Origin of the sequence: Streptomyces reniochalinae (assembly GCF_003323735.1) — a bacterium.
GTDB classification, from domain to species: Bacteria; Actinomycetota; Actinomycetes; order Streptomycetales; family Streptomycetaceae; genus Streptomyces; species Streptomyces reniochalinae.
On record NZ_QOIM01000028.1, the window covers coordinates 103,674 to 125,871 of the forward strand.

24 protein-coding genes, 1 tRNA gene and 1 pseudogene are annotated in these 22,198 nt (G+C 71.3%); 8 read left to right on the forward strand and 18 right to left on the reverse strand.

The features are described 5' to 3' along the window. Positions 1-114: 114 nt before the first annotated feature. Entirely contained in the window at positions 115-657 is a 543-nt protein-coding gene (locus DQ392_RS09880; RefSeq protein ID WP_114015167.1) for a MarR family winged helix-turn-helix transcriptional regulator, read from the forward strand. Here the strand turns inward: DQ392_RS09880 and DQ392_RS09885 are convergent. From DQ392_RS09885 to DQ392_RS09935, 11 genes are read right to left on the reverse strand one after another with little or no spacing between them, the layout of a single operon-like run. Further along, positions 579-1,724, reverse strand: coding sequence for an aromatic ring-hydroxylating oxygenase subunit alpha (locus DQ392_RS09885; protein ID WP_114015168.1), 1,146 nt, complete (start codon positions 1,722-1,724; stop codon positions 579-581). The genes DQ392_RS09880 and DQ392_RS09885 overlap by 79 nt on opposite strands. A 2-nt stretch (positions 1,725-1,726) precedes the next feature. Then, on the reverse strand, positions 1,727-1,960 hold the full coding sequence (locus tag DQ392_RS09890) for a recombinase-like helix-turn-helix domain-containing protein (RefSeq protein ID WP_114015169.1): 234 nt from the start codon (positions 1,958-1,960) through the stop codon (positions 1,727-1,729). A gap of 33 nt (positions 1,961-1,993) precedes the next feature. Continuing rightward, positions 1,994-2,980, reverse strand: coding sequence for a PDR/VanB family oxidoreductase (locus DQ392_RS09895; protein WP_114015170.1), 987 nt, complete (start codon positions 2,978-2,980; stop codon positions 1,994-1,996). A gap of 11 nt (positions 2,981-2,991) precedes the next feature. Further along, the gene (locus tag DQ392_RS09900; protein ID WP_114015171.1) at positions 2,992-4,632 is read right to left on the reverse strand and encodes a thiamine pyrophosphate-binding protein; all 1,641 of its coding nucleotides are present in this window, start codon (positions 4,630-4,632) and stop codon (positions 2,992-2,994) included. A 19-nt stretch (positions 4,633-4,651) separates the two neighbouring features. Further along, entirely contained in the window at positions 4,652-5,440 is a 789-nt protein-coding gene (locus DQ392_RS09905; RefSeq protein WP_114015172.1) for an SDR family oxidoreductase, read from the reverse strand. Between the two features lie 43 nt (positions 5,441-5,483). Next, positions 5,484-6,245: an SDR family oxidoreductase gene (locus tag DQ392_RS09910; protein WP_114015173.1), complete on the reverse strand. Its 762-nt coding sequence runs from the start codon at positions 6,243-6,245 to the stop codon at positions 5,484-5,486. Beyond that, positions 6,238-6,759, reverse strand: a complete 522-nt coding sequence (locus tag DQ392_RS09915) for a cupin domain-containing protein (RefSeq protein ID WP_114015174.1) — start codon at positions 6,757-6,759, stop codon at positions 6,238-6,240. The genes DQ392_RS09910 and DQ392_RS09915 overlap by 8 nt, the downstream gene beginning before the upstream one ends. Before the next feature lie 22 nt (positions 6,760-6,781). Next, positions 6,782-7,627 (reverse strand): alpha/beta fold hydrolase, encoded by an 846-nt coding sequence (locus tag DQ392_RS09920; protein ID WP_181856359.1) that lies wholly within the window; start codon positions 7,625-7,627, stop codon positions 6,782-6,784. Continuing rightward, positions 7,624-8,418, reverse strand: a complete 795-nt coding sequence (locus DQ392_RS09925; RefSeq protein ID WP_114015175.1) for an aspartate dehydrogenase domain-containing protein — start codon at positions 8,416-8,418, stop codon at positions 7,624-7,626. The genes DQ392_RS09920 and DQ392_RS09925 overlap by 4 nt, the downstream gene beginning before the upstream one ends. Further along, positions 8,415-9,371, reverse strand: coding sequence for a VOC family protein (locus DQ392_RS09930; protein WP_114015176.1), 957 nt, complete (start codon positions 9,369-9,371; stop codon positions 8,415-8,417). Before DQ392_RS09930 ends, DQ392_RS09925 begins: the two co-directional genes overlap by 4 nt. Positions 9,372-9,417: 46 nt before the next feature. After that, positions 9,418-10,905 (reverse strand): aldehyde dehydrogenase, encoded by a 1,488-nt coding sequence (locus tag DQ392_RS09935; RefSeq protein ID WP_114015177.1) that lies wholly within the window; start codon positions 10,903-10,905, stop codon positions 9,418-9,420. Positions 10,906-11,213: 308 nt separating this feature from the next. Here DQ392_RS09935 and DQ392_RS09940 point away from each other — a divergent pair, with 308 nt between their 5' ends. Both DQ392_RS09940 and DQ392_RS09945 read left to right on the forward strand, forming a co-directional pair. Continuing rightward, positions 11,214-12,749 (forward strand): MFS transporter, encoded by a 1,536-nt coding sequence (locus DQ392_RS09940; protein WP_114015178.1) that lies wholly within the window; start codon positions 11,214-11,216, stop codon positions 12,747-12,749. A gap of 323 nt (positions 12,750-13,072) precedes the next feature. Then, positions 13,073-13,276 carry a cold-shock protein gene (locus tag DQ392_RS09945; protein WP_114015179.1) on the forward strand — a complete coding sequence of 68 codons (204 nt, stop codon included), beginning with the start codon at positions 13,073-13,075 and terminating at the stop codon, positions 13,274-13,276. A 160-nt stretch (positions 13,277-13,436) separates the two neighbouring features. Here the strand turns inward: DQ392_RS09945 and DQ392_RS09950 are convergent, their stop codons facing one another. The 4 genes from DQ392_RS09950 to DQ392_RS09965 form a co-directional block, all read right to left on the reverse strand. Beyond that, positions 13,437-14,261, reverse strand: a complete 825-nt coding sequence (locus DQ392_RS09950; RefSeq protein WP_114015180.1) for a PI-PLC domain-containing protein — start codon at positions 14,259-14,261, stop codon at positions 13,437-13,439. A gap of 239 nt (positions 14,262-14,500) precedes the next feature. Then, positions 14,501-14,896 (reverse strand): Rid family hydrolase, encoded by a 396-nt coding sequence (locus DQ392_RS09955; RefSeq protein WP_114015181.1) that lies wholly within the window; start codon positions 14,894-14,896, stop codon positions 14,501-14,503. Positions 14,897-15,094: 198 nt separating this feature from the next. Beyond that, positions 15,095-15,844: an SDR family oxidoreductase gene (locus tag DQ392_RS09960; protein WP_114015182.1), complete on the reverse strand. Its 750-nt coding sequence runs from the start codon at positions 15,842-15,844 to the stop codon at positions 15,095-15,097. 13 nt (positions 15,845-15,857) lie between these two features. Further along, positions 15,858-16,163, reverse strand: coding sequence for an SDR family oxidoreductase (locus DQ392_RS09965; protein ID WP_114015183.1), 306 nt, complete (start codon positions 16,161-16,163; stop codon positions 15,858-15,860). Positions 16,164-16,281: 118 nt separating this feature from the next. On the opposite strand from DQ392_RS09965, the gene DQ392_RS09970 reads away from it, so the two are divergent. The 5 genes and pseudogenes from DQ392_RS09970 to DQ392_RS09990 all read left to right on the forward strand — a co-directional run bounded on the left by DQ392_RS09970 (position 16,282) and on the right by DQ392_RS09990 (position 19,984). Beyond that, positions 16,282-16,881 carry a TetR/AcrR family transcriptional regulator gene (locus DQ392_RS09970; protein WP_114015184.1) on the forward strand — a complete coding sequence of 200 codons (600 nt, stop codon included), beginning with the start codon at positions 16,282-16,284 and terminating at the stop codon, positions 16,879-16,881. Between the two features lie 4 nt (positions 16,882-16,885). Then, a pseudogene (locus tag DQ392_RS09975) lies at positions 16,886-16,991 on the forward strand (IS5/IS1182 family transposase); the annotation flags it as partial. A gap of 386 nt (positions 16,992-17,377) precedes the next feature. Then, entirely contained in the window at positions 17,378-18,109 is a 732-nt protein-coding gene (locus tag DQ392_RS09980; RefSeq protein WP_114015185.1) for a flavodoxin family protein, read from the forward strand. Between the two features lie 208 nt (positions 18,110-18,317). Continuing rightward, on the forward strand, positions 18,318-19,268 hold the full coding sequence (locus DQ392_RS09985) for a DUF5996 family protein (protein WP_114015186.1): 951 nt from the start codon (positions 18,318-18,320) through the stop codon (positions 19,266-19,268). Between the two features lie 71 nt (positions 19,269-19,339). Further along, a complete protein-coding gene (locus DQ392_RS09990) occupies positions 19,340-19,984 on the forward strand; it encodes an RraA family protein (protein ID WP_245981293.1) in 645 nt (214 codons plus the stop codon). A 158-nt stretch (positions 19,985-20,142) separates the two neighbouring features. On the opposite strand, the gene DQ392_RS09995 is transcribed toward DQ392_RS09990, so the two are convergent. The 3 genes from DQ392_RS09995 to DQ392_RS10005 all read right to left on the reverse strand — a co-directional run bounded on the left by DQ392_RS09995 (position 20,143) and on the right by DQ392_RS10005 (position 22,178). Next, a tRNA-Met gene (locus DQ392_RS09995) sits at positions 20,143-20,219 on the reverse strand. A gap of 163 nt (positions 20,220-20,382) precedes the next feature. Next, on the reverse strand, positions 20,383-21,354 hold the full coding sequence (locus tag DQ392_RS10000; RefSeq protein WP_114015188.1) for an ABC transporter substrate-binding protein: 972 nt from the start codon (positions 21,352-21,354) through the stop codon (positions 20,383-20,385). Continuing rightward, the gene (locus tag DQ392_RS10005) at positions 21,351-22,178 is read right to left on the reverse strand and encodes an ABC transporter ATP-binding protein (protein ID WP_114015317.1); all 828 of its coding nucleotides are present in this window, start codon (positions 22,176-22,178) and stop codon (positions 21,351-21,353) included. Before DQ392_RS10005 ends, DQ392_RS10000 begins: the two co-directional genes overlap by 4 nt. Positions 22,179-22,198 lie beyond the last annotated feature (20 nt).

Here is a 22,198-nt window from a genome sequence, read left to right on the forward strand (position 1 = left end):
GCGTCGTCTTCGGGCGCCCCCTCCGTACGGCACGCGCGCCCTCGCGGCGCTCGGCCGTCGAAACTTAGGGGCTAAGATTTCCTCGCTGTCACGGACACGAGGCGAGGGGGCGGTATGGCGGCGGGCAAGGCCGCGGGGCGGCGCGACGCGGTGGCGGGGATCGTGGAGGACTGGGCGCGGGAGCGTCCTGACCTGGACACCGCCCCGCTCGAGGTGCTCGCCCGGCTGCATCGTTCCTTCCTCCACTACAGCGCCCGGATGCAGGGCCCCATCGAGCGGCACGGCCTCTCGGTGGCCGGGTTCGACGTACTGACGGCGCTGCGCAGGGCCGGTGCGCCCTACCGGCTGACAGCGGGCCAGCTGGCCGACTCCGGGCTGGTCTCCTCGGCGGGCGTGACGCTGCGCATCGACCGGCTGGAGAAGGACGGGCTGCTGGTGCGCGAGCGGGACGCCGAGGACCGGCGGATCGTCTACTCGCGGCTCACGGACGCGGGGCTGGCCACGGTGGACGAGGTGTTCGCCGAGCATCTGGACAACGAGCGCCTGATGCTCGGCGGTCTCTCACCCGCCGAGCGCCGTCAGTTGGCCCGGCTGCTGTCCAAGCTGGAGCGTTCCCTGCTGGACGCGGAGGTTCCCGAAGGAGCCGGGGAGACCTGAGCCCCGCTCGCCGCGGCCCGCTCCCTCGCCGGGCCCGCCTGCTTCCCGTCCCGGCCCGCCTGCTCCCTGGCCTGGCCCTGGTAGAGCCTGCGCAGCCGGACAACGCCGAGGTCGTGCTGGTAGAGGTTCTCGCGCTGGTCGGCGTCGCGCGGCATCGCCTCCAGCATCGCGCGGTCCTGTTCCAGCACCTGCCAGTGCCGCTCCTCGATCAGGGTGCGGTACAGGAAGTGCCAGGTGTCGCGCTGCCAGCCCGAGACGCGGCGGTAGCGCCAGAAGAAGACCCCGGTGCGCCCGGCGTCCACGGGGCAGGCCATCCCGACGATGCCGAAGGGACCGCCGGGCCCTGCCGAGGGCGGGTAGGGGATCGACAGGTCGACCCAGTCGACGCCCGTGCGGCACAGCTCGACCCAGTCGAAGTTGACGCCGCGCTGGTCGGTCTTCTCGAAGAAGTAGCCCCGCTCGGTCTCCCTGATGCGGAACTTCGCTGTGGTGTCGCCGTCGTACATGGTGTGCGACTCGTGGTGCAGGAAGGCGCCGTGCATCGGGTCCAGCAGGTTCTCCATGGCGTACCGCCAGGGGACCTCCCACTCGGCGTAGCACAGGAACGAGGAGACCTCGGGGTCGGTCAGCGGCTCGGGAAGGGTGAGCTGGACCGGCTCGGGGTGCTCCTCGTCCCCGAAGTAGGCGAGGATCGCCCCGCCGGTCTCCCGCACCGGCAGGGAGGTCACCAGCGTGCGGCCCTCCAGCGCGCAGCCCGGCAGCCCGGGGACGGAGGTGACGGTGCCGCCTTGGTCGATCTCGACGCCGTGGTACCAGCACGCGATCCGGTCGCCCAGGTGCCGGCCCAGCGAGAGGGGAGCCCCGCGGTGGGGGCAGCGGTCGGCGAGCATGGCGAGGGTGCCGTCGGCGCGGCGGAACAGCAGCCAGTTCTCACCGAGGGCCGTGACCTTGCGCAGCCCGCCGGGCCTGACGAAGTGGGAGGGCACGACCGGGTGCCACTGGTTGCGCAGCCCGTTGGCGTAGATGTGCTCGGCGTCCGCGGCGGTGGACAGCGGGGTGTACTTCATGGTCAGGCTCCCAGGCGGTGCATCTCGGCGGTGAAGGTCTCCTCGGTCCACGGCTGCCCGTCGGGGGTGCGGACCTGGCGGGCGTTGAGCCCGGCGACGACATCGGCCAGTTCGTGCCCGTCCTGGGTGAAGACCTCCTCCAGGGTGCGGGCGAGCTTCATCTCGTAGGGGGTGGGCTCGTGGCTGCGGGACTGGTGGACGTCCAGGGAGGGCCAGGCGTGCTCTGCGGTGCTCATCGGTTGTCTCCAGCGGGGTTCGAGGGGCAGGGGTCACATGTCGAGAACGAGCCGGTCCGAGGCGCACCGCGAGACGCAGATCATCATCGTGGTGTTCGCGGCCTGTTCGGCTTCGCTGAGCAGGAAGTCGCGGTGGTCAGGAGTGCCGTCGAGGACCCGGGTCTCGCAGGTGCCGCAGATACCGTCGCGGCAGGAGCTGGCGACGGGCAGCCCCGCGGCCTCCGCGGCGTCGAGGATGGAGGTGCCGGGGGTGACGTCGAGGGTGACTCCGGAGGCGCGGCATTCGACCTCGAAGGTCTCCTCGTCGCCGTCCCGGGCCCCGGCTCGGCCCCCGGCGGGCGCCGCGAACCGCTCCAGGCGCAGCTGTGCCGCAGGGCAGGCCTCCGCGACCGCGGCCAGCAGCCCCTCGGGACCGCAGCAGTAGACGAGCGTTCCTTCGGAGAGCTGTCCGAGTGCTGCCCGAAGGTCGATGTGGCCCTGCTCGTCCTGCGGTACGCACCGTACGGTGCCGCCGCGCAGGGCCTCCAGCTCCGCGCCGAACGCCATCGAGGTCCGGGTGCGGCCACCGTGCACGAGGGTGTACGGCACGCCGCCGCGCTCTGCCTCGCGGGCCATGGCGAGGATCGGGGTGATGCCGATGCCGCCGGCGAGGAAGACGTAGCGCTCGGCCGCCTCCAGCGCGAAGTGGTTGCGCGGGCCGTGCACGGTCACCGTGTGGCCGGGGCGCAGCGCGGTGTGGATGTGCCGCGAACCGCCGCGCGAGCCGGGCTCGTCGAGGACACCGATGCGGTAGCGGTCGGTGTCGCGGGGGTCTCCGCACAGCGAGTACTGGCGCGTGTGGCCGCCACTCGACACGTCCAGGTGGGCGCCGGGGGCCCAGGCGGGCAGCGGTTTGCCGTCGGGATGGACGAGTTCGAGGGAGAGGACGCCGTCGGCCTCCCAGGTCATGCGGTGGACGAGCAGTTCGAGCGGGACGGCGTCGCCGCCCTCGCCCGTATCGGGCCCGGTGGTATCGGTCATGGCCGGCCTCCTCACGCGCCTGCGGCGGGGATCTTGACGGGCGGGGTGAACGGGTTCTTCATCGGGCCGAGCGCCACCAGGTCGACCTCCACGAGCGTGGGTCCGTGCGCCGCGACGGCCTCGCCGATGACCGGTGCGGCCTCCTCGGGCGCGGCGACGCGTGCGTACGGCAGGCCGCAGGCGGCGGCGAGCCCGGCGAAGTCGGGGGTGCACAGGTCGACGCCGCTGCGGCGCTCGGCGTACGCGTCCTGCATGTTGCGCAGCACCCCGTAGCCGCCGTCGTTGAAGACGAGGAGCGTCAGGCGCGGGCGTTCCTGGGCGAGGGTAAGCAGTTCGCCCAGGTGCACGGCGAGGCCGCCGTCCCCGGCGAGTACCACGGTCGGCTCGTCGGGGCGGGCCAGCGCGGCGCCGATGCCCATGCCCAGGCCCTGCCCGATGCCGCCGCCGCGCGGGAAGACGTTGTCGCGCGGGTCGTAGAGCTCCAGCAGCCGGTTGCCCCAGCTGGAGGAGGGGATGGTGACGTCCCGGGCGACCACGGCCCGGCGCGGCAGCGCGGCGCGCAGCGCGTCGCAGACGGCGGCCTGGGGGCCTATGGAGTCGTGCAGCGCGGCGCGTACGTCGGCGCGCACGCCGCTCACGCGGGCGCCCCAGCTCTCCTGCGGGCGCGCGTCGCTGGGCAGCGCGTCGGTCAACGCGGCCAGGACGCGGGCCGCTTCGCCGTGCAGCGGGTGCGTCACCGGGTAGACGCGGCCCAGCGCGGCGGCGTCCGCGTCGATCTGGAGATGGGTGGCGGGCAGGGCGAGGGCGTAGTCGGCGGTCTCGTTGGAGCGGAAGTGGGTGCCGACGGTGAGCAGTACGTCCGCGTCGGCCAGCAGGGCGCGGGCCGCGGGTGCGGTGGCGAAGTTGCCGATGACCTGCGGGTGGTCCTCGGGCACGGCACCGCGCCCGGAGTTGGAGGTCAGCAGCCCTGCGCCGGTCGCCTCCAGCAGGGTGCGCAGTTGCCGTCCCGCGCGTCCCGCGCCGCCGCCTGCCCACACCAGGGGACGGCGGGCGGTGGCCAGCGCTTCGGCCGCGGCGCGCAGCCCGCTGCCGGCGGGGTGCGGGAGCGCGGCCCGCGCGGGCGGTTCGCTCCGGTCGGTCTGCCGGGCGTACTGGAGGTCGATGGGCCACTCGACGCTGGCCGGCCCGCCGGGGGTGGCCAGCGCGGCGGCGGCCGCGGCGCGCAGTACCCGCCCCGCGTCCTCGGCCGATCCGACGGCGGCGGCGTGGGCGGAGACGGCCCGCAACATGCCGAGCTGGTCCCTGGTCTCGTGGATGAAGCCCCGGCCACCGCCCAGGTAGCGGCTTTCGATCTGTCCGGTGACGTGCAGCACGGACGCGCCCGCGCTGAGGGACTCGACGAGGGATCCGGCGGCGTTGCCCGCGCCGGTGCCCGTGGAGGTGAGGGCGCAGCCGATGCCGTCACGGGAGCGGCCGTAGGCGTCGGCCGCGTTGACGGCGCTCGCCTCGTGCCGTACGGGCACGAACCGCAGTTCGCGGTCGACGGCCTCGACCAGCGGCAGGTTGTGCACGCTGACGATCCCGAAGACCACCTCGACGCCGAGTTCTCGCAGGACGGCGACGAGCAGCTCGCCTCCGTTGTCGTAACGCATGCAGGGTGCTCCTCGGGGGTCACAGGACGCCGCGGCCGACTCCGCCGCAGACGTCGAGGCTGGTGCCGGTGATGTAGGAGGCGCGGGGGGACAGCAGCGCGACGACGGCGTAGGCGACCTCCTCCGCGCTGCCGAGGCGGCCGAGTGCGATACCCCGGTCGGCGGCGAGTTCGGCCTGCCAGTCCGCGTAGCTGAGGCCGGAGTCCGCCGCGGCGTGCCGTCTGGTCCACTGTCCTGTGTCGATCAGTCCCAAACACACCGAGTTGACCCGGATTCCCTCACCGGCCAGCTCGCTGGACAGGGACTTGGAGAGGTTGAGGATGCCGGCGCGGGCCGCGCTGGTGGTGATCAGCCGGGTCTCGGGCTGCTTGGCGAGGACGGCGTTGACGTTGACGACACTGCCCGCGTCCGAGGCCCGCAGGTGGGGCCGGGCCGCGCGCAGGGGGTGGAGTATCCCGGCGAACTTCAGCTCCAGCTCGTCCCGCCAGTCCTGCGCGCTCGTCTCGTCCAGCGTCTTCATGCGGGACCTTCCCGCGTTGTTGACGAGGCCGTCGAGACCGCCGAGTGCCGCGGCGGCGCGGTCGGTGAAGGCGGCCACCGCCTCCGCGTCCCGCACGTCGCACACGTCGCTGAACAGGGCGCCGGGCTCGGCGTGCAGCCGTCCGGTGGCGGCGGCCAGCCGGGCGGCGTCCCGGCCGCAGGTGGCGACCCGCGCGCCTTCCGCCAGCAGGGCGCGGACCGTGGCCAGGCCGACCCCCGAACTACCGCCGGTGACCAGGTAGGCGCGGTCGGCGAGGCCGAGATCCATGGGGGGCTCCAAAGGGGGAAGGGGCGGATGGGACGGCTGAGAGTCAGTGCATGGTGAAGCCGCCGTTGACGGCGAGGAGTTGACCCGTGATGTACCGGGACTCCTCGCTCAGCAGGAAGGAGAGGAGCCCGGTCAGGTCCTCGGGCTGCTGGGCACGGGAGATGGCACGGTTCGCGCGGTAGAGCCCGTGCCGCTCCCCGGGCACCGCGGCGGTCGCCTCGCACTCGGTGAGGCCGGGCGCCAGCGCGTTCACGGTGATGCCCTTGTCGCCGAGCTCGCGTGCCATGCCCCGGGTGAGGGCGATCACGGCGCCCTTGGTGGCCAGGTAGTGGGCCAGCCGGGGCGACCCGTACAAGGCGGCGTCGCTGGCGATGTTGACGATGCGTGCGGGCCCGCCGTGCGCGGTGAGCGGCCCGTACAGCGCCTTGGTGACGAGCCAGGGGCCGCGCGCGTTGACCGCCCACAGCCGGTCGAAGTCCGCGACGTCGATCTCCTGGAACTCCTTGCCGCCCACGCCGTCGGCCAGGGCCGCGTTGTTGACCACCGCGTACAGGGGGCCGAGTGCGGCGACACGTCCGGCCAGGGCGCAGACGGAGGCGGGGTCGGCGACGTCGCACGGGATCGCGTGCGCCACCAGCCCCTCCTCGCGCAGCCGTGCGGCACCCGCCTCGCCGCGCGCGGCGTCGACCTCCGCGACCACGACGCGGAACCCGTCGCGGGCCGCCCGGCGGGCCATGGCCTCCCCCAGACCACGGCCCGCACCGGTCACCACGACCGTCCGGACTGCCGCCGGTGGCTCAGTCACGGGTGACGCCGTACAGGGGCGAGTACTCGGGGTAGGAGGGCACCTGCGGCTTTCGGGTGCCGATGATGACGCAGAACAGCGCGTCCACCTCGCCCTCGTTCTTGAGTGAACGCGTCACCCCGGCGGGCACCACGATCATGTCCCGGTACCCCAGGGTGCGGTACTCGGTCTCCTCGGGGCCGCGGTGGACGCCGACGCGTACCTCGCCCTCCAGGACGAAGAACGCCTCCTCGACGTCGTGGTGGGTGTGCGCGGGGCCCTCGGCGCCGGGCGGCAGCAGCATGTTGGAGAAGGTGAACCCGCCCGAGGGCAGGATGTGGTTGTCGCCCTCGTGGTTGCCGGTGGCGCCGGAGCCGACATAGCGGATCTGGGCGCGCCGGAACTGCGGCCCGGCCTTCTCCTGGAAGGCGAGGGTGTCCCAGTCGGGCTCGCGGGAGGCGCGGGTGGCGATGAGCGAGTCGGTGTAGGCGGCGAGATCGCCGTTGTCGTCGTAGGCGGCGGTGGTCAGCGGCACGGTGGTGTCCTTTCGGTCGGTGTCACGCGGTGACGATGTGCAGGTGGGAGAGCACCCAGGCGTTGAACCGCTCGGGCTGCTCCTGGTTGGCGAGGTGACCGGCGTCCTTGACGATCACGTAGGCGGCGCGGTGGATGCCGCCCGCCAGGACCTGGGAGGCCTCGGGCCCTGTGACGCGGTCCTGGTCGCCGCAGAGCACGAGGGCCGGCGCCGCCAGCGCGGGCAGGTCGGCCCGCAGGTCGGTGGCGGCCATGGACTCGGCCGCGTAGCCGTACCCGGGCAGCCGGACGGCGGCGGCCATGGTGTCGGTGACCCGGCGGACCAGGTCCTCGGGCGCGGTGGGCGAGACCAGCCGCGGGGCCCGCTCCCGGGCGAAGGCCCGGGGCCCTTGCTCCCGCAACCGCTCCGCGCGGGCCCGCATGGCCGCGGCCGCTTCGGGATCGCCGCCCGATCCGGGGGTGGAGTCGGCCAGCACGAGAGACGCGACGAGTCCGGGGTGGCGCAGGGCGAGCCGCTGGGCGACGACGCCGCCCCAGGAGACGCCGAGCACGTGCGCGCGGGTGCCCGGCTCCTCGCCGGCGCCGCGCGAGCGCAGCAGCGCCGCGGCCACCTCCGCGAAGCCGTCCAGGTCCAACGGCACTTCGGGGTCGGCCGAGTCGGCGTAGCCGGGTGCGTCCCAGGCGAGTACGCGGGCGTGCCCGCCGAGTTCGGCCAGCTGCGGTGCGAAGGAGGCGGAGGAGGAGCCGATGCCGTGCAGGCACAGCAGCAGCGGCCCCTCGGCGCCCGCCTCGGCCACGTGCAACCCGCCCGGGTCGTAGGCGGGCCGGGCCGGGGGAGCGGCGGCGGCCTGCCGGGGCGCGGCGGTCACAGGATCCGCCCCGGGCTGTGGGCCAGCGCGGCCAGCCCGCGCAGCACGGCGTGGGGCACCACCTGGCTGGTGGCCGGGTTGCCGGGGTCGGGCAGGTGGTTGACCTCGAAGCGGTAGGAGCCGAACGGGCCGTGCGCCTCGATGACGTGGCGGGTGCGGGTGGCGGCCTGGTCGGCGACGACGCGTACCCGCACCGAGTCCAGGTCGCCGACGGCCAGCGCCACGGAAGCGGCCACGTTCGTGGACCTGGGGAAGTGCGCGGGCACGTCACGGGCCGTTCCCGTCATCACCTCGACGGGCGCTGTCGCGGTGCGCAGCCGGGTCAGCAGTCCCTCGTCCATCCACGGCTGTTCGAGGGTGGCGGGCAGTTTCGTGGTCGTCAGCAGCACCTCGGTGAGCGGGCCCATGGAGCGGGCGGCCTGGAGCAGGTCGAGCCCGCCGACGGCGCCGCCGGTGAAGTGGACCCGGCCAGGGGCCGCGGCCAGCAGCCGCTTGGCGAGTTCGTCGTCGGTCAGCGCGCCGGTGGAGGCGACCAGCAGGTCGGTACCCGCGCACAGCACACGCTCGCCCCACTCGCGGACGAACCCCGCACCCGCCGCCTCCACGAGCACGTCGCAGTGGGCCAGCGCCTCCTCGACGGAGCTCTGCGGGGCGGCCAGGGCGTCGCCGAGGGGGCGGTTGTCGACCACCCTGACCAGCGTGGCGCCGGGCACCCGGCCCGCGGCGAGCGCCGTTCCGACGGTGCGGCCGATGGCTCCCCAGCCGACGAGTCCCACGGCGAGCCGGCTCACGCAGCCACCTCCTGCCCCGCGGCGGCGGGCGGGGTGACGGGGCTGCCGTCGGCGGTGCCCGCCATGTGGTGGCGGATCAGTGGCGACGGGGGGCCCGCTGTGCCCCACAGGTCGGAGAGTTCGGGGGTGCGGCGCCACACCTTGGCGATCCACCGGTCCTCGTCGACCTGCGCGACCTCCGAGGTGTACTCGCACACCAGCCCGGCCGGGTCGGTGAAGTAGGAGAAGGTGTTGTTCCCCGGCCCGTGCCGGCCAGGGCCCCACTGCGGCACGATGCCGTGGTGCCGCAGCCGGCCGAGGCCGCGCATGAAGTGGTCCACGGACGGCATCTCGTAGGCGACGTGGTTGAGCGACGCCCAGTCGGCCTGGTTGAAGGCCACGCAGTGGTGGTCGGCGTTGCACCGCAGGAAGGCCATCTGGTGTTCGGACCAGTCCGAAACCCTCAGGCCCAGCACCTCGCGGTAGAAGCCGACCGAGGCGTCGATGTCGGTGGTGTTGAGGACCGTGTGCGTCACGCCCACCGGCACGGCCTCCTCCCGCCCGCGCGGCGTAACCGCCCAGGTCTCGGCCGACAGTTCGAGCTGCCGCCCCTCGTGGTCGCGGAAGCGCAGCCCGTACCCGCCGCCCACCTGGTCGAGCGGGCCGGGGCCCGCGTCGGGGACGATCCCGCGCGCCTGGAGCCGCCGCGCCGCCTCGTCCACCTCGGCGGGGGTGCCGACGGCGAAGGAGAGCCGCCCCAGGCCGGTGCGGTCCGACCGGGTCAACTGGAGCGCGTGGTGCTCCTCGCCGGTGCCGCGCAGCCAACGCGCGCCCTGCTCGGCCTCGACGGTCTGGAGGCCCCACACCTCCTCGTAGAAGCCGGCGGCCTCCGTGAGGGCGGGGGTGAGCAGTTCGACGGAGCGCAGCGCGCGCAGGCGTGCGACGGGCGCGGAGGGCGCCGGAGGGTGTGGCATGCCGTTCTCCTCAGGTACGGGTGAGCGGTGCGGGTCCTGGCGGGACTCAGGAGGCCCAGGGGAGGGGGGTCTGGGAAGTGCTCCAGTAGACGGACTTCTGGCGCTGGTAGGCGCGGATGGCGTCACGGCCCTTCTCGGTGCCCAGGCCGCTGTCCTTCACCCCGCCGAACGGGGTGGAGATGCTGAACTGCTTGTAGGTGTTGATCCAGACGGTTCCGGCCTCCACCCGCCGGGCGAGCCGCCAGGCGGCCAGCGGGTCGCGGGTCCAGATGCCGCAGGCGAGGCCGTAGACGGTGCCGTTGGCCTGGCGGACCAGATCGTCCTCGTCGTCGTAGGGGAAGGCCACCAGGACGGGGCCGAAGATCTCCTCCTGGCACACCCGCGCGGTGGGCGGCAGCCCGTCGATGACGGTGGGCAGGTAGTAGGCGCCGCGGTCGTAGGGATCACCCGCCGGTGCGCTGCCGCCGCACAGGACGCGTCCGCCCTCCTGCCGCGCGAGCCGCACCCAGGCCGCGACGGCGTCCCGGTGCTCGTGGTGGACCAGTGGCGCCACCTGGGTGTCCGGGTCGGTGCCGGGTCCGACGCGCAGCGCCCGCACCCGCTCCACGAGGGTGGCGAGGAACGTGTCGTACAGCTCGCGGGCGACGAACAGCCGGGATCCGGCGACGCAGGACTGGCCGCTGGAGGAGAAGACGCCGAACATCACCCCGGCGAGGGCCGCGTCGAGGTCGGCGTCGGGCCGCACGATCGTCGGCGATTTGCCGCCCAGCTCCAACGACGCGGGGATCAGCTTCCGCGCGGCCACCTGGGCCAGCTCGCGCCCTGTCGCGGTGCCGCCGGTGAAGCCGACCCTGCCGACCAGCGGATGCTGTGCGAGCGCCGCGCCGACCGTGCGCCCTCCGCCGGGCAGCACCGAGACCAGCGCCGCGGGCAGGCCGTGTTCGGCGAGTGCGGCGCTGATCAGCCGGGCGAGGGCGAGGGAGACCAGGGGCGTCCACCTGGCGGGCTTGAGCAGCACGGCGTTGCCCGCTGCCAGTGCGGGGGCGAGTTTTTGCGCGTCGCTGGCGACGGGCGAGTTCCAGGGGTTGATGGCGGCGACCACCCCGATGGGCTCGTGGACGCTCAGCGACAGATACGGGCCGCGCGAGGGGGTGAGGGACTCCTCGGCCGTCTCCAGCGCGGCCGCCGTGTAGCGGAAGGTGCCGGCCGCGCTGTAAGCGAGGGCGCGCGTCTCGGTCAGGGTCTTGCCGGTGTCGGCGGTCTGGAGCGCGGCCAGTTCCCCGGCCGCCTCCTCGACCAGATCCCCGATCCGGTGGAGCAGCCGTGCCCGCTCGTGTGGCAGCAGGTCGCGCCAGGCGGGGTCGGCCGCCGCGCGGGCCGCGGCCCGCGCGGCCTCGTCCACATCGTGTTCGGAGGCCGCATGGAGGACGGCGAGGACGGTGCCGTCTGCGGGATCGGTGGTCTCCACCAACTCGCCCTCTCCGCGCCGCCACTGTCCCGCGATGAGGATCTCGTCGGCTGGGATGCGCGGCATCTGGGACCTCCAAGAGGTGGGGGCGTGGACTGTGTTGCTCAAGCGCTAGAAATCTAAGGGCTTAACTATTCACTCGCAAGAGTCGAGCCGGATCGATTTTCCCCTGCACGACGTCTTGACGCTCGCCGACGGGGGAGCTGTAGAACTTAAGCCCTAAGAGGCTTTGTGCTTACCGAGAAGCCAGCTCGGGGTCAGGCCGCCGACCGGCCCGCCCACCCCTCGCACACCGACTTCCGCGCCCCTCCTGCCGGGGCCCGATCCGCTCCCCTCGGTCACCACGGACGGCGGCGGAGCCGGAGGACTCCTCCATGACGCTCGACGCACACCACGAACACCCACTCCCGCCGAAACCGCCACCGCCCCGGACCGTGCCCGCCGACGTGGCCGCCAGATTCGAGCGTCTGCCGCTCTCCCGCTGGCACGTCACCGTGCGGCTGATCGTCGGAGTGGTCACCTTCTTCGAAGCGTTCGACCAGCTGCTGATCGCCTACGCGCTGCCGCAACTGCGCCAGGAATGGCACCTGGGCACGGCGCACTCCACGGCGCTGCTGACAGTCGGCTCGGTCGGCATGCTGGTCGGGGCCGTGGTCTCCGGGCGCCTGGCCGACCGGTACGGACGCGTACGGGTCATCGCCGCCTGCATCGGTGTCTCCGGAGCCTGCAACCTGCTGCTGACACTGTGCACCGCGCCTGAACCCTTCATGGCGGCCCGCTTCGTCCAGGGCCTCGCCATCGGGGGAGAGGTGCCCGTCGCCGCCACCTTCATCGCGGAGATCACCCGCAGCCACCGCCGCGGCCGCTTCGTCCTGCTGTACGAACTCGTCTTCCCCGCGGGCCTCACGGTCGGCGCCCTGCTCGCCGCCTGGCTGGTTCCCGTGCTGGGCTGGCGCTGGATGTTCGGCATCGCGGCACTGCCCGGACTCCTGTGCCTCCTCGTCCGCCACCGGGTCCCCGAGTCCCCGCGCTGGCTGGCCGACCACGGCCGCCACGGCGAGGCGCTGCGCGTGATGGCCCGGATCGAGGCCGAGGTGGAGAAGGCCACCGGCTCCCCGCTGCCGCCGCCCGACGGGCCGCACCCGGTCACGGCGCCGGCGCGGGACGGCGACCGGCGCGGGGACGACCACCGACGCCGGGACGGTGACGGAGATGTGAGGGGCGACGGCCGGACCCGGGACAGCGCCAACCGGGCGCGGGGAGGCGGCCCGACGGGAGGCCGCGACCGGGCGCGGGGCGGACTGCGTGAACTGCTGTCCGGGCCCTACCGGCGCCGCACCGTGGTCATCGGCACGCTGTGGTTCGCCGGATACTTCGTCAACTACGGCATCACCTCGTGGCTACCGACCATCTACGAGACCCGCTACCACCTTCCCCTGTCCGACGCGCTCCTCTACTCGACCGTCACCTCGTGTGCGGGGCTGCTCGGCTGCGCGTTGGTCGCCCTGACGGTGGACGTCGTCGGCCGCCGCCGCACCGTCACAGGCTGCCTCGGACTCGCCGCCGCCGCGCTGCTCGCCCTCGGCCTGTTCGGTGGTGACTCGCCGGTGCACGTCCTGGTGTGGACGTCGCTGGCCGCCGTCTTCTTCTTCGGCTCCAACATCTGCCTCTACCTCTACACGCCGGAGCTGTTCCCCACCCGCATGCGCGCCCTGGGCAGCAGCGTCGGCGGCGCCCTCAACAGGGTGGGCGTCATCTCGGGTCCGATCGTCGTCGGCGCCGTCTACGCGGGAGGACGGCTCGGAGCCGTCTTCCTCGGCCTGGCCGCCGTCGCCGCCGTGGGGGCGCTCACCGCGGGACTCGGCGCGGAGGAGACCGCGGGGCGCCGGTTGGAGGACATCGCACCCTGACGCACGCCTCGCGTCCCCGAGGCGTGCCGGGAGACCCGGCACGCGAGGCCCGGCCGCGGTCGCCCCTGCTCCGCGGGGCGCGCCGCGGAGCGCTGCCGGTGGCGGGGGAGACCCCGGGCACCGGTTCGAGCACCCTCCCGGCCGTTCGCGATCGTTTCTCTCTGGTGATGACCGGTATCTCCGTGTAGCGTCTGGGGCAGATGTCGTGGTTCGCCGCACCTGCCCGCGCTCCGGCGTGGGCTTTGTGTTGCGCAGGGCAGGGCCAGGGCGATCACCTCCGGGTCCGCGCGGTGCGGCCCCGATATCGACTGAGAGGCACCAGCATGGCCAGCGGAACCGTCAAGTGGTTCAACGCCGAAAAGGGCTTCGGCTTCATCGCCCAGGAAGGCGGAGGCCCCGACGTCTTCGCGCACTACTCCAACATCAACGCCACCGGCTTCCGCGAGCTCCAGGAGGGTCAGGCCGTCACCTTCGACGTGACGCAGGGCAAGAAGGGCCCTCAGGCCGAGAACATCACCGTGGCCTGACCCGGGCCGTGGACGAGCGCGTACGCCACACGTGACGCGCTCAAGCAGTGCACGGAGCGGCCGGCCGTACGCGGACCGCGGCGGCCGGCTCGCACCTCCCGCGTGACGGTGAAGGCCGCCACCGTGCCCTTTCTGGGGGGCCCTTGGGGTGCATACCGCGTCAGACGCACCTGCCGGCCAGCCAGGCGTTGAAGTCCCTGGTCCACGAGGTGGCCATCCTGACCGAACGCGTGGGGGAGCCGAGCCGGGAGAGGTTGTCCTGCCACGACGTGTAGTTGCCGGAGGCCGCGGGAGGCGGCTCCTCCCAGCCGATCCCGTCGACCCACGCGGGGTGCGCGGTGAGCGCGGCGCCGAGCCCGGCCGCCTCGAGGCGCTTGGCGAGCTCCGGTTCGAGTGCGGTGTCGTGGGTGAACATCATGATCTCCTGGGAGGGCATCCGCTCCGCCATGGGCGCGATGATCTCCTTCCAGGCTCTGTCGCGAATGGCCGCGTCGCTGTTGAGCAGCGACTGCCGGGCCTCGCCCTTGAGCTCCACCAGCGGTATCAGCCCCTTGGCCTTGGCGCTGTCGAGCCACTCGCGGAAGGTGTGGACGGTCTCTCCGCTGTACGGGCCGCGAGTGATCGTACGGCCCTTGAGCTGATCCGCGCCCGTCGCCCACCACAGCTCAGTGATCGGCGTCCGGCTGCCGGTCAGCCCGTTGGTCGTGGTGTTGTGCCACATCACGCCCTTGGTGCCGTTCCTGGTGAGTTGCAGGTCGGCCTCCACGCCACCGGCACCCCAGCTCTTCTGCTGGGCGAGAGCTTCGGGGTTGTTGGGCTGGCGTATCTGGTCGCGGTCCCAGGGGTCGGCCCCGGTCGGGTAACCGCCGTGCCCGAAGACCGTCGGGCAGACCGGATCCGCCGCCGCCCCGGCGGGACCCGCCTGTACGGTCCCGAGCAACAGCGCTGCCCCCACGGCGACGGCGCCCCGTCTTCCCAGCCTCATCGCGGTCCCCCCTCGGCTCTGCCCCCTTCCGCACCGAGGGGGAGCGCTGCCGCAGCATAGGGGCGCCAGGGTCGGTGCGTAACCCACCGGGCTTCATCAACTCATGAATGTTTGCGGCGAGTTGACGAAACCGACGGGGTGCTGCGGAGCCTGCGTACGAGGGGTCTCACTTGCCGGCGGTTCTCTTGATGATCTCCCTCACGCGGTCGGCCGGGCTGCGTCTGCCGGGAGGGAGGGGCCTACTGGGCGGCGAGCCCTTCGATCTCGATGAGCATGCGGGGATCCGACAGGGCCCTGACCTCGGCCAGCAAGCTGGTCGGGCGGCTGTCGGCTTCGGCCAGAACGTCCAGCACGGTGTCGTAGTGGGCCGTCACCGCAGCGATGTCGACGGTGAAGATCCTGATCTGGACGAGGTCACTCAGGGCGAATCCGGCCTTGTCCAGAGTCTCGGCCAGCCGCTGGAAGGTCAGCCGGATCTGGCCGCGGATGTCGCCCTCGGCGGCGATGCCTCCTTCGTCGTCCCGGGCCTCATGACCGGCGACAGCGAGCCAGCGCTGCGGCTGCTCGATCACCACCGCCCGGTTGTAGGCCAACTTTCCCCCGAAGAAGCGCGGGTCGATGTCCTCACGGTGCATTCTTCCACTGTGCCCCGACGACAGCGTCCACGCGAGCGCCCCAGGCGTCCCACGGTCGCCGGTCGGGCCCACCCGGTCGCCTCCACGGGGGCACTCGGGAAGGCGGGTGCCGGTGGCGGATTCGTCGGCGCCCAGAGGACTTCTTCGACAGTGCCTGGCGAACCCACTTCGCTGCGAGGCACCACATAGGACACGCTGTCAATACGCCAGCTCCCCGATCCCGCCGTCAACTCGCAGCACCGTGCCCGCTGTGTAAGCGGATTCGTCCGAGGCGAGGTACACGGCCGCCTTCGCCAGCTCCGTGGCGGTTCCCAGGCGGTGGAGGGGTACGGTCTGCCGGAGTTCCTCATAGAGGGCGGCCTGGCGTTCGGGGCCGAGAGGGGCGAACGCGTTGGTGACGGTCGGGCCCGGGCTCAGTCCGTTGACGCGGACGCCCCGGTCCTTCAGCTCGTAGGTCAGGCCGCGCGCGTAGGAGAGCAGCCCGGCCTTGGCCGCGCCGTAGACCGTCGCGTTCTCGTGTCCTATGTATGCGGAGACCGAACCGACGAGGATGACCGAGGACTGCCGCGAGAAGAGCGGCAGCAGGTCCCTGATCAGGAAGAACGGCGACTTGAGATTGGTCGTGACGAGCCTGTCGAACGCCTCCTCGGTCCATGCGTCCAGCGGTAGGTGGGTGACGTCGGCGGCGTTGCTCATCAGGATGTCGAGCTTCGGCCACTCCGTCCGCAGCCGTGCCGCGAGTGCCGCCTGGTCGGGCACGTCGCCGGCGTCGCTGACGAGGGTCAGCAGCGGGCCCTCCAGTCGCCGGGCTGCCTCGTCCAGTCTTTCCCGGGAGCGGCCGGTGATGGCGACGGTCGCCCCTTCGGCGAGGAACTGGCGGGCCGTTTCCAGGCCGATGCCGCTCGTTCCTCCGGTGATCAACGCGTGCTTTCCCGCAAGACGATTCACTGTTCCGATCCCCTCAGATCGCGGTCCGGCCGCCGTCGGCGGCCGCGGTCGCTCCGGTCACGTAGCCGGCGCGGTCACCGGCGAGGAAGGCGACCACCTGAGCCACTTCGGCCGGGTCCGACGTGCGCTTGAGCGTGGTGGTCAGACCCATGCCGCCCATGTCCGGGCCCAACGCCGCCACCTGGGCACCGCGCTCGGCATCGCTGCCGGTGAGGATCAGGTCCGCCCCGCCCGCGGCCAGCACCTCGGCAGCCGCGTGCCCCAGCCCGCCGATCGCGCCGGATCCGGTGACGAGTGCCGTCCTGCCTGCGAATTCCATAGCTCCGCCCTTCGCGCCGGCCGCCGGCCGAGCGACTTCTGTGCATGCGTTCAAGAAGTAACCCGGCAGAAGCTACGTCTTCTTGAACGTCCAGTCAAGAAGACGTAGTCTTGCTCGCGTGGCACGAACCGGACGCCCCCGCGAGTTCGACAAGAGACAGACGCTGGAGCGCGCACTCGAACTGTTCTGGTCCCGGGGATACGGGGCGACGTCGGTCCAGGACCTGGTCGACGCGCTGGCCGTCGAGCGCGGCAGCCTCTACGGAGCGTTCGGTGACAAGCGCCGCTTCTACCTCGACGCCGTCAGGCTCTACTGGGAGGTGTACGAGCGGCACCTGACCACTGCTCTCGAGGCCGCCCCGCTCCTGCCGGCCCTGCGCGAGGTCCTGACGCACCCGGCGCGGCTGGACGAACTGATCTCCGACGTGGGCGTGCCGCAGGGGTGTCTGGTCGGCAACACCACCGCCGAACTCGTCCCTCGGGACAGCGAGGCCACGGAGGTGGTGACCCGCTCGTACCGCCGGTTCGTCGAGATCGTCACCGAGGCGCTCCGCCGTGCCCAGGCCGCCGGCGAGGTCACGGACGACTCCTCCCCCGAGGCCCAGGCGCAGCTCCTGCTCTACGTCGTCCAGGGCCTGTCGCTCGTATCGAGGGCGGGCCTCGACCAGAGCGCGGCGCTGGCTGCGATCGACGCGGCGGTGGACGGTCTGCGGGCGTGACCAGCGGCTTCCTAGCTGGAAGATCGTTGGCGGCTGCCGTCTTCGAAGGCGACGGCGTTCACCACGCCATGCTCGGCATCGCCCGCCTGCACAACCTCGCTCTCAACGGTCAACCGAGCCGGTTGCCCACCGGCCGCCCACATCTGCACGACTGCAAGAGCACTTATGGGACAACCTTCATCCGCGAGTCGCGCCAGAGACGACACGCTATTGGCTACCGCTTCACTCTGTGTCAACGCCGGCGGTGGCGAAACGGCGCCAGGTTGCACGTGGGGAGAACGTGCGTCACTCTGCTGAGAAATGGCTCTTGGGGAGCCAGGTGGACGCATGGAAACCGGGCCTCTCACGGCGGAGCGGCCGTGGTCGGCGACTGCGTATCGACACGGTGAGGCGACGTGGTCCGCGTTCATCGAACTGAGCCGGCCGGCCGGCGGCGAACGTCGCCGAGGAAATGAGCTGGTACTTCCTCTTCGATCGTCACTTGAGGTGGTAAGCGATGGCGGGATCCGGGACAGCGGCAGCGCCACCTCAGTTCGACGGGCTGCGCGCTTTGTTCATCAACGCGACCCTCAAACCCTCCCCGGAGGTCAGTAACACTGACGGGCTCATCGCGTTGAGCACCGGCATCATGCGCGGGCACGGTGCCGAGGTGGAGGTCGTCCGTGCGGCTGATCACGACATCGCAACCGGCGTGTGGCCGGATATGCGAGAGCACGGCTGGACTCACGACGCGTGGCCGGCGCTCTTCGAGCGGGTGCTGGCTTCCGACATTCTGGTTCTCAGTGGGCCGATCTGGCTCGGGGACAACAGCTCGATGATGAAGAAGGTGATCGAGAGGCTGTACAGTTGCTCGGCCCTGCTGAACGACAGCGGTCAGTATTCGTATTACGGGCGTGTGGGTGGCTGCCTGATCACCGGTAACGAGGACGGTGTCAAGCACTGTGCCATGAATGTGCTCTACAGCCTGCAACATTTGGGGTACACCATCCCTCCGCAAGCCGATGCGGGATGGAGCGGTGAAGCCGGTCCCGGGCCGTCCTACCTCGATCCCGGCTCAGGCGGCCCGGAGAACGACTTCACGAACCGCAACACCACGTTCATGACCTACAACCTCCTGCACGTGGCGGCGATGCTGCGACGGGAGGGAGGAATCCCTGCCTATGGCAATCAACGCACCGAGTGGGACGCAGGCTGCCGCCCCGAGCTGCCCAATCCGGAACACCGGTGACGCCGGCTGCGGCTGCCGATGACGCGGACCGGATGTTCACGGGAGACCCGCGCGGCTGAGGCGAACGTCGCTGGTGCGTCCGCGCGAATGCGTCCGAGCAAGCACGTCCGCATTTCCGAAAGCTGCCTGATGTGCCTCGGTGTCCCGGACCTGGTAAAAGCCGGGAAACGGACGGGCGCTCGGAACTGCCGCTCGAGAGGGAGAGGCTATGACCACTGGACACGCGACGTCCCAGGTGCTTTGGCCGAGCCTGCGGGTCGAGGACTGGTCCGCCACCCGCGACACCCTCCACATGTGGACGCAGATCGTCGGAAAGATTCGCCTGAAGCATGCGCCGATGGTGAACCACTGGTGGCAGGTGTGCCTTCAGGTGAGCTCCCGCGGGCTGATCGCTCCGGCGATCCCCTACCATTCGGGAGTATTCGACATCGAGTTCGATTTTCTCGGTGAGCAGCTGCACATCAGAACCAGCGTCGGCGACACGCGAAGAATCGCTCTCCAGAATCGGTCGGTTGCCGACTTCCACGCCGAAGTACTACGCGCCTTGGGGGAACTGCACATCGAGGCGGCGATCCAGCCTCACCCGAACGAAGTGGAGCCGGCGGTGCAGTTCGCCGACAACTTCGAGCAGGCCACCTACGATCCCGAGGCGGCATCGGCGTTCTGGCGGCAGCTTATGCAGGCGTATCGCGTGATGGATGAGTTCCGTGCCCGTTTCGTGGGGAAAGCCAGCCCTGTGCAGTTCTTCTGGGGAAGCATGGACCTGGCGTGCGCACGCTTCTCGGGTCGGACTGCTCCGCCTCACCCCGGTGGGGCTCCCCACCTTGGCGACTGGGTGATGAGGGAAGCCTACAGCCGCGAATTGAGCAGCTGCGGCTTCTGGCCCGGGGGCGGCGAGGAGGGCGCCTTCTACTCCTATGCCTACCCGGCGCCGACCGGCTTCGACGAACACGAGGTCGCTCCGGAAGCGGCCTTCTTCAGTGCGGACTACGGTGAATTCCTGTTGCCGTACGAGGCTGTACGCACCGCTACCGATCCCGAAGGCGATGTGCTGCGCTTCCTGCAAACCACCTACGAGGCCGCCGCCGACCGTGGCGGATGGGACCGCGGCGCCCTCGAGGAGGATCCGGCTCGCTGGGACGATCAGTACCAGCCCTGATCTCCGTGAGGTGCCGCCGGCAGGATGTCTCCCGCGAGTCGAGAGGCGCGAGTTCGAACATGGAGGGCGATGTGAGCGGCACGAGAGACGACGACTTCGCGGCGAGGGCGAAAAATCTCGGCTGCGCAGCACTGGTGGATGCGCTGGGGCGAATCCATTCGCACCGTGCGCATATCCTGGCCCTCACCAGTCCCGATCCCACACGGCCGCTCTTCGGTCCGGCGGTCACCCTCGCGTACATGCCCTGTCGCGACGATCTGCAACAGACCGGCCGCGGATTCGCCGACCTTTTCTACGAGGCGGTCGGACAGACCCCGGCCGGACGCGTACTGGTCATGTCGAGCGGTGGGTATCCCGATGCCTCACACGGCGGCGGCACAAAACTGTCCCGGGTGGCGAACCACGGACTCGCCGGCGTGCTGGCAGGCGGAAGGCTGCGCGACTTCCAGCAGCTCGGGGAACATGGATTCGCGACGTGGTGCCGAGGAGAGGCGACCCGCTGGGGCGGCGACACGGTCATGCCCTACGCGGCCAACGTCGCCGTCGAAGTCGAGGGGGTGTGCGTCGTCCCAGGCGACTACGTCTTCGCCGACTCCGCAGGCGCCGCGGTCATCCCTGCCGGAAGTCTTCCTCGTGTCCTCGACGAGGCGGCCAGAGTCGATGCTGAAGACACTGAGGCCGCTGCCCAGATCCGTAGCGAGAACCTGCCACGCTGAGCGGCTGAGCGCTGAGCGAGGTGCGAGTCGGCCGATGCGTGCGTCGCGGGGCCCTGCGCCTCTCGGACCCGGGAGGCCCACCGGATCGGGCTGTCGGCCTGTGCCCCCGGTACCCGGACAACGACCGGCCCCCTCAACGCCGTTGAGGGGGCCGGGGCTGGTAGCGGGGACAGGATTTGAACCTGCGACCTCTGGGTTATGAGCCCAGCGAGCTACCGAGCTGCTCCACCCCGCGTCGTGCCGCCCACTCTACGGCACGCCACCCGGTGGTGTTGTCAGTGGGCACCACTTCCCAAGCCCAGTCGCTCTGGCGACGGAAACGGTTGGTCGCGGTTTCGTCGATCCTCGCCGAGTTCACCGACCTTGTCGGGACCGTGTCCCCGGGGGAGCAGCCCTCCCTACTCGGCCTGGAGGTCTTTGAGCGCGTCCTCTACCCGGTCGAGGGTGTAGTGGGCATCGGTGTAGCCGGCCACGGTGTTCTTGCCGCCCACATAGACGTGGTCGTTCTTCACCGCGGGGAGCTGCTTGTAGAGCGAGGTCTTCTGCACGGTCTTCATGAAGGCGTTGACCTGGCCACGCAGGTTGGAGTCGAGGAAGAGGACATCGGCGTCGCTGACGGCGGAGGCCAGCTTCTCGTTGGAGAGGGTGGCCTCCGGCTCCTTCTGCCCCTTGACGATCTTGCTCTCCTGCCGGGACCAGGTGAAGCCGAGCGGGACCATCAGCGAGCCCTGCATGTTCTTCTCGCCCCAGGCGTAGAAGTTGTTCTCCTCGTAGGAGCCGATGACGCCGACCGTCTTGCCCTTGATGACCTTGCCGTACTTCTTCGCGATGCCCTTCTGGCGCTTCGCGAAGGCCGCCTGTAGCTTGTCGGCCTTCTCCGGTACGCCGAGCGCCTCGGCGACCTCCTCCGTACGCTGTGTCCACCTGGCGCGGTCACCACCGCGGAGCGTGAAGGTGTAAACGGGCGCGATGTCCCTGAGCGCCTTGAGTGTCTCCTCGTCGTACACGTTGGGCGCGAGAATCAGGTCGGGTTCGAGCGCCGCGATGTCCTCCAGCTTCGGCTCCTGCCGCGCGACGACGGGGATTTTCTCGATTTCGGCGGCCTGGTCCTTCGGGATGATGCCCTTCTCGAAGGCGCCCTGGCCCACCGGCTTGAAGCCCAGGTCGAGAACCGGCTGGGTGGCGGAGTAGTGCAGCGGGACGACACGCTTGGGCTTGTCCGGCACCTTGACCTCGGTACCGCCCGCGTCCGTGACCGTCCTCGTCCGAGAACTGGCCTTGGAGCCACCGCCGTCGGAGGACGAGCAGCCCGCCAGGGCGAGGGAGAGGACGACGGAGCCCGCGAGAAGGGAAACGGTGGTGGACCTCATGGTGCGACCTTCCGGAGGATCGGGGCGGTGGGCGCCGGACGGCTGCCCTGATGCCTGGTGATGATGTGAGGCCCGCCGTTGACCGGGTCCTCGATGATGGTGGCCTCGACGTCGAAGACCTCGGCCAGCAGGTCGCTGGTGAGCACCTCGGCGGGGGAGCCCTGCGCGACGACGCGCCCGGCGGACATCACGACGAGGTGCCCTGCGTAGCGGGCCGCGTGGTTGATGTCATGCAGCACGGCGACGATGGTGCGACCGGCGCTGCGGTTCAGCTCGGCGAACAGGTCGAGCAGAGCGATCTGGTGCGAGACGTCGAGGAACGTGGTCGGCTCGTCGAGCAGCAGGATGGGGCTCTCCTGCGCGAGAGCCATCGCGACCCACGCGCGCTGGCGCTGCCCGCCCGACAGTTCGTCGACGGGCCTGCCGGTCAGCTCCGTCATACCGGTCTGCTCCAGAGCGCGGCGCACACTGGCCTCGTCCTCGTGACTCCACCGCGAGAGCGCCGACTGGTGGGGGTAGCGGCCTCGTCGTACGAGGTCGAGGACGGGGATACCGGCAGGTGTCACGGTCGACTGCGGCAGCAGCCCGAGGCGGGTCGCCAGGTCCTTGCCCCGCATCCGGTGGATGTCCTTGCCGTCCAGGTACACCGTGCCCGCGGTCGGCTTGAGCAGCCGGGACAAGGAGCGCAGCAACGTGGACTTGCCGCAGGCGTTGGGGCCCAGGATCACCGTGAACTCGCCGTCGGGGACGCCGACTGTCAGATTTTCGCCGATGACCCGGTCGTCGTACGCCATCGTGATGTCGTCGGCGCGCAGCGAGGGCAGGGACTGCGCCGGGCGGGCGT

Bases quoted from the DNA above. Each gene is read 5' to 3' on its own strand.
- DQ392_RS09880 (WP_114015167.1), top strand. From the start codon at position 115: ATGGCGGCGGGCAAGGCCGCGGGGCGGCGCGACGCGGTGGCGGGGATC.
- DQ392_RS09885 (WP_114015168.1), bottom strand. From the start codon at position 1,724: ATGAAGTACACCCCGCTGTCCACCGCCGCGGACGCCGAGCACATCTAC.
- DQ392_RS09890 (WP_114015169.1), bottom strand. From the start codon at position 1,960: ATGAGCACCGCAGAGCACGCCTGGCCCTCCCTGGACGTCCACCAGTCC.
- DQ392_RS09895 (WP_114015170.1), bottom strand. From the start codon at position 2,980: ATGACCGATACCACCGGGCCCGATACGGGCGAGGGCGGCGACGCCGTC.
- DQ392_RS09900 (WP_114015171.1), bottom strand. From the start codon at position 4,632: ATGCGTTACGACAACGGAGGCGAGCTGCTCGTCGCCGTCCTGCGAGAA.
- DQ392_RS09905 (WP_114015172.1), bottom strand. From the start codon at position 5,440: ATGGATCTCGGCCTCGCCGACCGCGCCTACCTGGTCACCGGCGGTAGT.
- DQ392_RS09930 (WP_114015176.1), bottom strand. From the start codon at position 9,371: ATGCCACACCCTCCGGCGCCCTCCGCGCCCGTCGCACGCCTGCGCGCG.
- DQ392_RS09935 (WP_114015177.1), bottom strand. From the start codon at position 10,905: ATGCCGCGCATCCCAGCCGACGAGATCCTCATCGCGGGACAGTGGCGG.
- DQ392_RS09940 (WP_114015178.1), top strand. From the start codon at position 11,214: ATGACGCTCGACGCACACCACGAACACCCACTCCCGCCGAAACCGCCA.
- DQ392_RS09945 (WP_114015179.1), top strand. From the start codon at position 13,073: ATGGCCAGCGGAACCGTCAAGTGGTTCAACGCCGAAAAGGGCTTCGGC.
- DQ392_RS09950 (WP_114015180.1), bottom strand. From the start codon at position 14,261: ATGAGGCTGGGAAGACGGGGCGCCGTCGCCGTGGGGGCAGCGCTGTTG.
- DQ392_RS09955 (WP_114015181.1), bottom strand. From the start codon at position 14,896: ATGCACCGTGAGGACATCGACCCGCGCTTCTTCGGGGGAAAGTTGGCC.
- DQ392_RS09965 (WP_114015183.1), bottom strand. From the start codon at position 16,163: ATGGAATTCGCAGGCAGGACGGCACTCGTCACCGGATCCGGCGCGATC.
- DQ392_RS09980 (WP_114015185.1), top strand. From the start codon at position 17,378: ATGGCGGGATCCGGGACAGCGGCAGCGCCACCTCAGTTCGACGGGCTG.
- DQ392_RS09985 (WP_114015186.1), top strand. From the start codon at position 18,318: ATGACCACTGGACACGCGACGTCCCAGGTGCTTTGGCCGAGCCTGCGG.
- DQ392_RS10000 (WP_114015188.1), bottom strand. From the start codon at position 21,354: ATGAGGTCCACCACCGTTTCCCTTCTCGCGGGCTCCGTCGTCCTCTCC.